Raw genomic sequence first — 12,086 nt, 5'->3', positions numbered from 1 at the left:
CTCGCCTGCGTCTTCCCCTCCCCGCCCGCACTGGTCAAAATGGCGACAAAAAAACACCAAGTCGATATTTAGTCTTGATTTGTGAATTTATTTTCATATATTGGGCAAATTGCTGCTTTTTTATGGAATGAAACACGTGCGTGAACGCGAACCCAGCTTGGTCCATGCCTTTCGGCAATCCACCCCTTATGTCAATGTGCACCGGGGTGCCACCTTCGTCCTGATGATCGGCGGGGAAGCCATTTGTCACCCCAATTTCGCCAACATCGTCAGCGACATCGCCCTGCTGCAGACCTTGGGGATCCGCCTGGTACTGGTGTTTGGTTCGCGTCCGCAAAATGACGAGGCCCTGGCCCGCGCCGGCATCCAGGCCCAGTATCACAAGCGGATCCGGGTCACCGACGATGCCAGTTTCGCCATCATCAAGCAGGTGTGCGGCGGTCTGCAATACGACATCACCGCCCAGCTCTCCATGGGGCTCGCCAACACACCCATGCAGGGGGCCCGCATCAGCGTGGTGAGCGGCAACTTCGTCACCGCCCAGCCGCTGGGTGTGGATGACGGCATCGACTTCTGCCACAGCGGCCGGGTGCGTCGCATCGATGTGGAGGGGATCACCCGCCAGCTGGATCAGCACGGCCTGGTGCTCATCTCCCCCATTGGCTGCTCGGTCACCGGCGAGAGCTTCAACCTGAGCTCGGAAGAGGTAGCCCGCCGGGTGGCGGTGGATCTCAAAGCCGACAAGCTCATCTGCTTCAGCAGCACCCAGGGGGTAATGGACAGGCACGGGGAGGCCATCTCCGAGCTCTTCCCCGAGCAGGCCGAAGAGCTGCTGGTGGCGCTGGAGCAGGCGGGGGAAGAGATGTCAGGCACCGCCCGCTACCTGCGCGCGGCCATCGCCTCCTGCCGGGGTGGCGTACCCCGCTCCCACCTGGTGAGCTATCAGGACGACGGCGCCATGCTGCAGGAGCTGTTCAGCCGCGAGGGGCTGGGTACCCAGATCGTGCGCGAAAGCGCCGAGCGGGCCCGGGCCGCCACCATTGAGGACATCGGCGGCATCCTGGATCTCATCCGTCCGCTGGAAGAGGAAGGGATCCTGGTGCGCCGCTCCCGGGAGCAGCTGGAGATGGAGATAGACAAGTTCACCATCATCGAGCGGGACGGCCTCATCATCGGCTGCGCCGCGCTCTATTGCTTCATGGAAGAAGCCATGGCCGAGATGGCCTGCGTCGCCATCCACCCGGAGTATCGCAACTCCAACCGGGGAGACACCCTGATCGCCAAGGTGGCCGAACGGGCCAGGCGGCTCGGCATCCGTCGCCTGTTCGTGCTCACCACCCGCTCCATCCACTGGTTCCGGGAGCGGGGCTTCGATCCCCTGGAAGTCGAAGATCTGCCGGTGGAGCGCCAGCGCTTCTACAACTGGCAGCGTCGCTCCAAGGTTTTGTCCAAGACCATTTCGTAACTGATTGATCTTGTGCCTGGTTACCGTCAATTTTGTTCTTTTTTACGAACTCGATTGACAGTGCAATCCAGACCAAGGTATTTGTACATGCACGCCACCTGTCACAGGTGGCACCAGAAGAGGAGCGCTGCCCAGGCAGCCCAGGGGAGGACACCAGTGTCCGGTGAACTTGGGTCAGGGGGAGCAGCGCCGAGACGAGGCGAGTGACTGGACACCGCCACGTCGGCTGCGGGGGCTGAATCCCCCGGGTTGTCATCGGTAGTGGTCATCCCACACCGCGCCCCACTTAGGGCGGGTACGGGATGGGCTCTGCAGGTGGAGTGCTTCTGGCCGGGATCCTCGCGTTTTCCTGCCATTTTTTGCCTCCTCCTCTCTATTTGCCCGATGAAACCGGATTTTCACCTTGAGACAGGAGTATGCAATGAACCCGATCAATGTCGCCAAGTTTGGCGGAACCAGCGTCGCCAATGCCGCGGCCATGAACCACTGCGCCGACGTGGTGCTGGCCAATCCGGCGACCCGGGTGGTGGTGCTGAGCGCCAGCGCCGGCGTCACCAACCTGCTGGTGAGCCTGGCTCAGGGTGAACTGGACGAAGCCGGACAGGATGCCCAGCTTGCCAGGCTTGCCGACATCCAGCTGGCCATTCTGGCCGCCCTTGGCAACCCGGGCGACGTGAGCGCCCTCATCCATGCCCAGCTCGGCGACATTCGCACCATGGCCCGTCAGGCCAGTCAGCACACCGACGCCGAACTCGCCGATCGCCTCATCGCCTGCGGCGAGCTGATGTCCACCCGTCTCTTCACCGAACTCCTGCACCAGCGCGGGGTCAAGGCCCAGTGGCAGGATGCGCGCCAACTGCTGCGCACCGACAGCCGCTTTGGCAAGGCCACCGTGGATCTCGCGGCGACCCGCGCCCTCTGCCAGCAGGCGGTGGGCCCGTTGCTGGGTGACAGCCTGGTCATCACCCAGGGCTTCATCGGTGCCGACGGCGATGGTCGCACCACCACCCTCGGCCGTGGCGGCTCCGACTACAGCGCGGCCCTCCTGGCCGAGGCACTGGACGCAGGCAGTATCGAGATCTGGACCGACGTGCCCGGCATCTACACCACGGATCCCCGCCTGGTTACCCGCGCCCGCCCCATCCCCGAAATCAGCTTCGTGGAGGCGGCGGAGATGGCCACCTTCGGCGCCAAGGTGCTGCACCCGGCCACCCTGCAACCCGCGCTGCGCCAGGACATCCCGGTGTTCGTGGGCTCCGCCAAGGACCCCGCCGCCGGTGGCACCTGGATCCGCGCCACCACCCGCAGCAACCCGCTGTTCCGGGCCGTGGCCCTGCGCCGCCAGCAGGTGCTGGTGACCCTGCACAGCCTCAACATGTTCCACGCCTACGGCTTCCTGGCCGAGGTGTTCGGCATCCTGGCCCGTCACCGCATCTCGGTGGATCTCATCACCACCTCCGAGGTGAGCGTCTCCCTGACCCTGGATCACACCGGCAGCCAGAGCAACGGCGAACCCATCCTGAACGACAAGGTGCTGGCGGAGCTCGGCCAGCTGTGCAAGGTGGAAGTGGAGACCGGCTTCGCCCTGGTGGCGCTCATCGGCAACCGCATGAGCGAGGCGGCCGGGGTGGGCAGCCAGGTGTTCGACGCCATCCGCGAGCACAACATCCGGATGATCTGCTACGGCGCCAGCGCCCACAACCTCTGCTTCCTGGTCAAAGAGGACGAGGCGGGCCACATCGTCAACTGCCTGCACCGGGAACTGCTCGACTGAGTCGCCCCAGCGCTGGCACACAACGAGCCTCCTCCGCCCCATCACACCCGGGGCGGCCTTCCCCACTCAGCAAAGAGGGGCGCCGCGGCGCCCCTCTTGTCACTCTTCTTCCACCATCAGCTGGTGACCAGGGTAGCCCGGGTGGGCAGCAGATTGGCCCGGATCTGCTCGCGCAGCCCTCCCAGCCGTTGCAGCAACCCGGCCTGACCGAGCCCCGCTTCGTCAGGGGCCAGATTGTCCACCAGGGCCGGGAAGTGCTCCTGTACCGCCTGCTCCAGCCAGTCGAGGCGGCGCAGGGTGAGCGGGCCGCAGCTCTTGCCGCTGAGGTCGTCCAGGATGTCGAGCCGATGGCTGCGGTACATGTCGCGCCACCAGTTGGCCGCCAGCGCCTCGTCGCTTGCCAGCGCCGCACTCCACTCCCCCACCAGTCCCTGCATCCGCGCCAGCACGGGGGCGCTCGCCCCCTCCCGCGACAGGTATTGCAGCTCTCCCCTGGCCCAGGCGAGGCAGAGCTCGCGCCAGCGGCGAAACAGCGGCAAGGGATCCGCCTCGTCCAGCCAGAGCCCGGAGAGGGTGCGGGTTTCCAGCCGCTCAGGCACGTGGAAGTCGGGATCGGTGAGGCCGTTGGAATTGAACTCGTGCAGGGGATCGAAGGGCCACATGTAGCCAAAATCGAACACCGAGATATGCTGGCCGTCATCCAGCAGGTTGCCCGGGCTCGGATCCCAGTCAAACCAGCCCCAGCGGGCCAGCTCCGCCTCCACCGCCAGCATCTGCGCCAGGTTGCGCTCGCAGAGCGTGCGCACCGGCTCCCCCCGCAGCCAGGGGGAGACCAGCACCCCGGCCCGGGCGGAGCCGAAACTGGTGCAGACCACGTTGGAGAGGATGGTGGGGTGCAGCTCCCGCAGGCTCTCTATCTCCCGACGCCGCTCCAGCTCGGTGAGAAAGGCGGTCTTGCCGTCCACATTGGCCACCAGAGAGTCCTGGCGGCAGCGTTTCAGGCACCAGTGGTGCCCCTCCACCTTGAGATGGAACACCTCGGCGGTGAGCCCGTGACCGTAGACCTTGACGACGTCCGGGTGATCCTCGGTCAGCCGGACGAGCTGGGGCAGCGGCAGGGGGCAGTCCCGCTCCCGCCCGATCCGGATCTCTTCTTTGCTCTCCAGCATCTGGAGCAATCTGGCCTGACGCGCCGCAACTTTGGGATTCATACATGTACCTCCAACCGTTACTGAGAGACTAAACAGCGCCCCCCTCCCAGACCAGCAGCAAAGGCTCATGATGACGCTTTCATCACAGAATGAGTGCCCCTGGCGGATCGGGATCACAAATTGCTTCACTGTGCTCATCACGGAATATTCATCTTGTTGTCATTAAATTGACATCAAGGAACAAGCCACGCACCATCGGGTCAAAATAGAGGCAGTCGTCGCTGCCATGACCGCTCCAAGGATGAGCCCTTATGAATGCCCCCGTCACCGGCCACCGCCCCGCCTCCCAGCCCCTGGCCGGGCTGTTGCTGGGTCTGCTGACCGCCCTGCTGCTGCTGACCCTCGCCCTGCCGCTGCTCAACCCCGTCAGCTGGCTCGGGCGTGCCGCCCCCCTCATTCTGGGCCCGGCGGATCAGCCCATCGCGACCCTCAATCGCTACAGCCTGCTCTACAAAAGTGACAACCGGGGCTTCTATCTGGTGGTGCGCAGCCAGTGGCAACTGCTCAAACCCCTGCAGGAGGGGGACAAGGTACGGGTGGAGCTGCTCAACGACAAAGGGGTACGCATCGATCAGCTGAGCCAGGCGGTGGACAAGCGCCAGAAGTGCCGCAAGGAGCGCTGCACCCTGAGCCTCAACAGCGCCCTGCGCGCCCCCGACGACGCCCTGGACAGCCGCTACCAGCTGCGCATCGGGCTGCTGCTGGCAGACAGGCCGGAGAGCGTCGAATACAGCCAGATCCTCCAGACCCTGCCGGAGCGCGGTTTCAACCTCCTCTACCTGATGACCAGCCTGCTGCTGGTGCTGCTGGTGAGCGCCGCCGTGCTCAAGGCCCTGCTGCCGCGGCTGCGCCGAAGCTACCGCGCCCGGGTGGCAGGCAGCCTGCTGCTCGGCAACCTCACCTTCGTGCTGCTTCACGGCTTCGTGGTGTTCAAGCTGGGGGAATTCCTGTTCTGGTCGGGCTTTCGGCCAGAGCACTACTACCTCGCCTGGGGCAGCATGGTGCTGGGCTGGAGCCTCTGCGCCCTCGCGGGCTTCAGCCTCTATATGGGGCTGCTCTTCACCGCCCTCTCGGGCATCGGGCTACTCGCCAACTTCATGAAGATCGCCATCTACGGGGTGCCGCTGGGGGGGGACGATCTGGGCAACCTGCTGGCCCTGCTGCACATCCTGCTCGATCAGCACCCTGTGGTGCCGGTGCTCGTCGTGCTGGGGCTCCTCTTTCTGGTGTGGCGCTTCGCCCTCTCTCGCTGGATCCTGCGGGGCTTGCTGCGCACCGCCGCCGCCACCGCCGCCTTCTTCGCCCTCTGCGTGTTCGCCACCCAGACCGGCAACAAGCTGCTCGGGGCCAACATCCGCTACGTGGACAGGGCGGTGAACTACCACAGGGACATCATCCGCGCCGGCCCCGGCCTCTACCTGTTCAACCTGGTGGACGAGATGCTGCAAAGCGGCAACGTGTTTCGCTACCCCTTGCAGATCAACGAGCGCACCCCGGAGCTGAGCCTGCCCGCCCAGCCCAGGGCTCCCCGCTTCGATCTGGTGATCGTGCTGCAATACGAGTCACTCTGGCTTGACTGGCAGGGCCGTCTCTGCGCCCCCGCCCCCACCTTGAGCCTGCCCGCCAGCGTGGCCCAATGGCGCAAGACCATCCACTCCCCCACCACGGGGGGCATGACGGTACTGGCGGAGTTCGAGATGAACACCGGCCTGCCGGTGGGCCTGCTCAAACAGGGGGTGGTGCCCTACTACTACCTCTCGGACAAGGTGCCCGGCCTTGCGCGCAGCGCAGCCCAGAGCGGCTACCAGACCCTGTTCGCCCACCCCTATGTGGAGAAGTTCTGGGGCCGCGCCAAGGCGATCCCGGCCCTCGGCTACCAGGAGCGCTGGTTCGATACCCGCTTCACCGCCCTCGAGCACAAGGGGCTCTACATCTCCGACGATGCCCTCATCGATCACCTGCTCAAACGCAGCAACCAGGACGATCAGCCCCTGTTCGCCTACGCGGTCACCATGCAGGGGCACGGCCCCTTCGACGGGGATCGCTACCGGGCCCAGCAGCGCAGCGGCGCCTGCCCGGATCAGAGCCCGGCGGATACCCAGTTGCTCAACACCTACTACACCGGGGTGGTGGATGCCATGGCCTCCCTGGAGCGGCTGCTCAAGACCCTGGACAGCTCCGGCAAGCGCTACCTGGTGGTGGCCTTCGGGGACCACCAGCCCTTCCTGATGTCGGCCGGCAAGGGCATCCACGGCGCCAAACCGCCACGGGATGCCAGCTACCAGATCCCCATGATGGCCTTCACCCGGGCCGGGGACGGGCTGGATCTCGCCCGCCAGTTCGACCCGGTGCGCCAGCTCTACCAGATGGGGCAGGCCACAAGGCAGCTGCTGGCGGGGGACCTCACCCCCATCCGTGACCAACCCCTGCTCCACCCGGTGCTCGGGGAGGAGAAAGGCTTCGACCCCTCCCCCCTGGTGCCGCAGATCCGCGCCAGCTTCCGGCCCGATGCATTGCCCTGATCGATTGAGACACGAGGGACACAGATCCTTGCAACACCTTCCGGCCCGATGCCCTGCCCTGAGCCGCAGCGAAATAGCAGACGACAAAGAGGTCGCCCGGGCGACCTCTTTTTATGGGCGGGATGCGAGTACAGTGCCGCCTGCACCTCGCCATGTTCGTCCCGACCTGGGCTCTACGACCCCTGACAGGTCATTTTTTGTTTAGATATATCAAACGATAACTCATTATCGAATAGTAAAATTGAACAACTTTGCCGACCTTCAGGCCCTGTGCCCCCCCATGTTCCCGCACCTTCTCCGGGCCGGGCCGCTTTTTCTCTCATTCCCGACCAGCCCAGAACCATCGGGGCATTCGATACGTTCAGGCCTTGAGCCCCACTCACTTGCACCCACCTTTGCGCGCCACACCCGACAAAAAGCCGACCTCGAGGTCGGCTTGTGACGGGGCGTTTGGCCATGCAGGGCCGGGCACTGGCGGGCTAGATCACCACGGCGGTGCCGCTGATGCTGACCATCAGCATGCTGCCATTCTGGCCCACCACCTCGTAGTCGATGTCGATGCCCACCACGGCGTTGGCCCCCAGCGCCTGGGCACGCTCCTTGAGCTCCTCGAAGGCGATCTCCCGGGCCCGGGCCAGCTCTTTTTCGTAGGCGCCGGAGCGACCGCCGATGATGTCGCGGATGCCGGCGAACAGATCCTTGAAGATGTTGGCGCCGAGGATGGCTTCGCCCACGACGATGCCGCGGTACTCGCGAATGGTCTTGCCTTCCAGGGTGGGGGTGGTTGAGAGGATCATGAGGTCTCCTGTGAGTTGGGCTGGGTGCGCGAAGCACCGTTGCCGTCATGGTAGCAAGGCGCTGGCCAAAGCATAAGCCCGGCGTGGTCAGGGGCTTCAAGCACAGCGTCCGCCAGGTTCATCAAGGAGCCATCCATAGGGCCTGTGTCGTGCCACTTTCCCCCGCACAGCGACCTTGGGCTCCGGTGCTGGGGAGAGGGCTTCCGGGCCACGATGAAAGCGGGGCCTTGATGATGCAGACACGACGGCAGCTGCACCGGCCCTCTGCGTCTTCGCCCTGAACGGCGGCAGGCGCTGCCAGGAGCGCCCCGCGTCGGCCATAAAAAAAGGAGAGGCAAGCCTCTCCTTTCTGATGTTCGCAGCGGCAGCCGCCATGCACTCAGTGCAGCTTCATGCTCGGGCGCAGCACCCGGTTGATGCGGCCCACCAGCATGATGAGGCCGGTCTTGATGTAGCCGTGCAGGGCGACCTGGTGCATCCGGTAGAGGGAGATGTAGACGATGCGCGCGATGTAGCCTTCTACCATCATGGAGCCGCGCATCAGGTTACCCATCAGGCTGCCCACGGTGGAGAAGCGGCTCAAGGAGACCAGGGAGCCGTGATCGTGATAGCGGTAGGGCTTCATCTCGCCGCCGTTCATCTTGGCCAGGATGTTCTTGAACGCCTGGGTCGCCATCTGGTGGGCGGACTGGGCGCGGGGCGGCACGAACTTGCCGTCCGGCTGCGGGCAGGCGGCGCAGTCGCCGATGACGAAGATGTTCTCGTCCCGGGTGGTCTGCAGGGTCTCGTGGACCACCAGCTGGTTGATGCGGTTGGTTTCCAGGCCCGCGATCTCCTTCATGAAGTCCGGCGCCTTGATGCCCGCGGCCCACACCATGAGGTCTGCTTCAATCAGCTCCCCATCCTTGGTGTGCAGGCCCTCGGCGGTCGCCTCGGTGATCATGGTGGCGGTGCGCACGTCCACGCCCAGCTTCACCAGCTCCTGATGGGCGGAGCCGCTGATGCGCTCCGGCAGGGCCGGCAGGATGCGAGGGCCCGCTTCCACCAGGGTCACCTTCAGGCTGTCTGTGGTGAGGTTCTTGAAGCCGTAGGCGTAGAGCTGCTCCACCGCGTTGTAGAGCTCGGCGGAGAGCTCGACGCCGGTGGCGCCGCCGCCGACGATGGCGATCTTCACCTTGTCACCGGGCTGGTATTCGGTGGCGAACTGCAGGAAGCGGTTCATCATGCTGTTGTAGAAGCGGTGCGCCTGGGAGGGGCTGTCCAGGAAAATGCAGTGATCCTTGATGCCCTTGGTGTTGAAGTCGTTGGAGACCGAGCCGATGGCCATCACCAGGATGTCGTAAGCCACTTCCCGCTCGTTGACCACCAGGGCGCCGCTCTCGTCGTGGATGGGGGCCAGCACGATGCGTTTCTCGTCGCGCTTGATGTCGGTCAAGCTGCCGAGCTGGAATTCGAAGCCGTGGTTCTTGGCGTGGGACTGGTAGCTCAGGGCATCGATGCCCGCATCCATGGAGCCGGTGGCCACTTCGTGCAGCAGGGGTTTCCACAGGTGGGTGCGATTGCGATCCACCAGGGTGATCCTGGCCTTGTTCTTCTTGCCCAGCTTGCGGCCCAGGCTGGTCGCAAGCTCGAGACCACCGGCGCCACCGCCTACAACGACAATATTCATCATGATGATTTTCCTTGGTTCCTCAAAACGAAAGGGAGCCATTGGCTCCCTAAAACGAAATCGGTTGACGTGATGGCTCAGGCTTCTTTGAAGGCCTTCATCCGTTGCAGATGGTGCGAGATGTTCTTGAACTTATGGGTCTCGCGCTCATCCCATACGATGTCGTAATAGTTCTTCAATTCACGTTCAGTGTCCCGATTATCGCGGATTTCATCCTGAACGGAAAGGATGCACAGGCAGTTTCCTGAATTTTTATTACGAAATTCGGTTACACACTTGGTGCCGATGTCCTCGTACTCTTCCGGCCTGTCGATCTTGCCCTGCATGTTCTCTTCCGGGTGCAGGTTGGGGTTGAAGACCACCTGCTTGATGCCGCACAGAAACCCGATCCGCTCGCTCCAGTAGCCACCCAGGCCCACGCCGCAGATGAGGGGTTTGGGATCGGTGCTCATGTCGAGCTGCTTCTTCACTTCCTTGAGCAGGTGGCTCATGTCGTGGCGGGGGTGAACCGTGCTGTAGTGCACGAAACGCACATCATCATCGATAAACTGCAACTGCAGCACTTTTTCATGATTGCCGGGGCTGGTGGCATCAAAGCCATGCAGATAGATGATCATGGACAAGACCTCAAAAACTGTGTCGGTTCTATCGAAACTACCCCAGCGACAGGGCCTTGCGCCACCAAAACATCCCACTTTCTTGCTTTGGATCACGCCCCTTCGGGCCACCAAACCGCGCGTCGGGGCGGCTGTGGCAGCGCCATGCCCCGGCGGGACATGGCGCAAACCTGGTCTGGCGAGGTTAACTGCCGCACTGGGCGAAGCGCGCCACCGCCGCTTCCACCAGGGCCAAGCTCCCCTGCCAGAAGGCGGGCTCGCGAATGTCCTGCCCCAAATGCCGTTCGACCAGCTCTTCGGCACTCATGCGACCTGTGTCTCGCAGCAGAGCGCGGTAGGCCTTCGCCACCCCCTCCTCCCCTGCGGCCTGGCGGCTCATCAGCTGCTGATAGACCCCGAGGCTGAACAGATAGCCAAAGAGGTAGGGGTAGTTGTAAAAACCGAAGCCCGCGATGGAGAAGTGCGCCTTGGCGGCCCAGAACAGGGGGTGATAGCGGTCAAGGCTCTGCTCGTACCAGCGCCCCCAGGCCTCGTCGGTGAGCCCCTTGAGCCGGGCCGACGACACATAGCCCTGCTCGCGCTCGGCCACCAGGGCCCGCTCGAAGTCGAAGCGGGCCGGGATGTTGACCAGGAAGGTGGCGGCGCCATCGGCATCCGCCCAGGCAATGGCCAGACGCTCCTCGGCGCTTCGGGCCTGCTCGTAGAGGGCGCTGCGCACCAGGGTCTCGGCGAAGATGGAGGCGGTTTCCGCCAGGGTCATGGGGTAGCTGCGCTGGCTCATGGGCAAGTCGCGGATGAGCCAGTTGTGCCAGGCGTGACCGAGCTCGTGGGCCAGCGTGATGACGTTGTCCATGGTGCCCGCATAGGTGATGAAGACCCGCGGCTCCACCGGCTCGGCAAACTTGGTGCAATAGGCCCCGGTGCGCCGGTTGGGGGTGGGGGCGGCATCAATCCAGCCGCGCTCGGCCATCATGCGGGCAAAGTCCCCCATCTCGGGGTCAAAGCGCGCGAAAGCCAGGGCGATGATGTCGACCGCCTCCTCGAAGGGGATCTCCCGGCGGCTGGCGGCAGGGGGCGGCACAAAGAGATCCTCCGGCCCCAGCACCTCGAGGCCGAGGTGACCGGCCATCAGCCCCAGGGCCCGCTGGCCCAGATGACGGGCCTGCCAGGTCTCCGCCATCAGGGTATCCAGGGTCGCCCGCTCGATGTGGCTCTGGTGGCAGGAAACGTCCAGGGCATCGAGGCGCCGGTGTTTGCCGCGCTGGCGCGAGAGCTCCAGGCGCCAGCCGTTGAGGGCGTTGAGGATGGCCGCCACCGTCTCCTGCTCCCCTTCCCAGCCGGCGCTGATGGCATCGAAGGCCTCTTTGCGCAGGGCCCGATCCGGGCTGGAGAGCAGGTTGCTCGCCTCCGCCAGCCCCATCTCGCGACCCGCGATCACCAGCCTTATCTTGCCCACCAGATCGTTGTAGAGGTTGCCCCAGGCGTGCAGGCCGTCGGTGCCAAGGCCGATGACCAGCTGCTCCGCCTCCACCGGCAACCGCTGATCCTGCAGGCGACGCTCGTGGCGCAGCCGGTACCCCTCCTCCCCGAGCAGGGGGTCGGCCATCAGTTGCTCAAACTCGGGCGCAGGCAGCCCCAGCATCAGATCTTCGATGGGGGCAAGCGTCTTGAACAGATCCGCATTGAGGGCACGGGCCCGGGAGGCAACCTGCTTGGCGAGGGGATCCCGGGCGTCCTGGCTCCCCTTGCAGGCCGCCAGCACGGCGATGTTCCAGCCGATGTCGCGAATGCGGCGGGCCCGCAGGCGTACCTCCCTGAGGAAGTCCTGCAAGGCGCCTGGGGTGCGAGGCACCTGGGCCAGTCCCTCGATAAAACCGCTCAGCTCGGCCAGGCTGGCGCGGGCCAGGCTCATGTCCGCCTCGAGGACACAGCTGTCGAGGGAGGGGTAGATGTGATCATTTTGCCACTGCTGTGGATAGACTCGTTGTTGCATCGAACGCTCATCGTCAGGGACGGGCCTGGCCCGTCGTG

General features: G+C 64.5%; 8 protein-coding genes and 1 riboswitch. Of the genes, 3 read left to right on the top strand and 5 right to left on the bottom strand.

Translation table 11 applies throughout. From position 1 onward, the window contains the following. Nucleotides 1-136: 136 nt before the first annotated feature. Together argA and lysC are read left to right on the top strand one after the other, a co-directional pair. Nucleotides 137-1,465: an amino-acid N-acetyltransferase gene (gene argA, locus AB5Y70_RS02485; protein WP_010674364.1), complete on the top strand. Its 1,329-nt coding sequence runs from the start codon at nucleotides 137-139 to the stop codon at nucleotides 1,463-1,465. A 109-nt stretch (nucleotides 1,466-1,574) separates the two neighbouring features. Continuing rightward, a riboswitch (Lysine riboswitch) is annotated at nucleotides 1,575-1,799 on the top strand. Nucleotides 1,800-1,886: 87 nt separating this feature from the next. Further along, nucleotides 1,887-3,239, top strand: coding sequence for a lysine-sensitive aspartokinase 3 (lysC, locus tag AB5Y70_RS02480; RefSeq protein WP_043156400.1), 1,353 nt, complete (start codon nucleotides 1,887-1,889; stop codon nucleotides 3,237-3,239). A 116-nt stretch (nucleotides 3,240-3,355) separates the two neighbouring features. Here lysC and AB5Y70_RS02475 read toward each other — a convergent pair whose 3' ends face one another. After that, nucleotides 3,356-4,450 carry a hypothetical protein gene (locus AB5Y70_RS02475; RefSeq protein ID WP_041212861.1) on the bottom strand — a complete coding sequence of 365 codons (1,095 nt, stop codon included), beginning with the start codon at nucleotides 4,448-4,450 and terminating at the stop codon, nucleotides 3,356-3,358. 251 nt (nucleotides 4,451-4,701) lie between these two features. On the opposite strand from AB5Y70_RS02475, the gene AB5Y70_RS02470 reads away from it, so the two are divergent. Further along, complete coding sequence (locus tag AB5Y70_RS02470; protein ID WP_104452772.1) at nucleotides 4,702-6,972, top strand: LTA synthase family protein; 2,271 nt, start codon at nucleotides 4,702-4,704, stop codon at nucleotides 6,970-6,972. Between the two features lie 479 nt (nucleotides 6,973-7,451). Here AB5Y70_RS02470 and AB5Y70_RS02465 read toward each other — a convergent pair whose 3' ends face one another. The 4 genes from AB5Y70_RS02465 to AB5Y70_RS02450 all read right to left on the bottom strand — a co-directional run bounded on the left by AB5Y70_RS02465 (nucleotide 7,452) and on the right by AB5Y70_RS02450 (nucleotide 12,048). Beyond that, nucleotides 7,452-7,769: a heavy metal-binding domain-containing protein gene (locus AB5Y70_RS02465; protein ID WP_010674360.1), complete on the bottom strand. Its 318-nt coding sequence runs from the start codon at nucleotides 7,767-7,769 to the stop codon at nucleotides 7,452-7,454. A gap of 379 nt (nucleotides 7,770-8,148) precedes the next feature. After that, entirely contained in the window at nucleotides 8,149-9,441 is a 1,293-nt protein-coding gene (locus AB5Y70_RS02460; protein WP_041212859.1) for an NAD(P)/FAD-dependent oxidoreductase, read from the bottom strand. A gap of 74 nt (nucleotides 9,442-9,515) precedes the next feature. Next, a complete protein-coding gene (ycfP, locus tag AB5Y70_RS02455; protein WP_005331594.1) occupies nucleotides 9,516-10,055 on the bottom strand; it encodes an alpha/beta hydrolase YcfP in 540 nt (179 codons plus the stop codon). Between the two features lie 184 nt (nucleotides 10,056-10,239). Next, the gene (locus tag AB5Y70_RS02450; protein WP_104452771.1) at nucleotides 10,240-12,048 is read right to left on the bottom strand and encodes a M3 family oligoendopeptidase; all 1,809 of its coding nucleotides are present in this window, start codon (nucleotides 12,046-12,048) and stop codon (nucleotides 10,240-10,242) included. Between the last annotated feature and the right edge of the window lie 38 nt (nucleotides 12,049-12,086).

The sequence above is a fragment of the Aeromonas sp. s1(2024) genome (assembly GCF_040908005.1).
In the GTDB taxonomy this organism is placed as follows: Bacteria; Pseudomonadota; Gammaproteobacteria; order Enterobacterales; family Aeromonadaceae; genus Aeromonas; species Aeromonas caviae.
The sequence above is the reverse complement of the archived record's forward strand: the minus strand, read 5'-3'. Positions and strand labels throughout refer to the sequence as shown.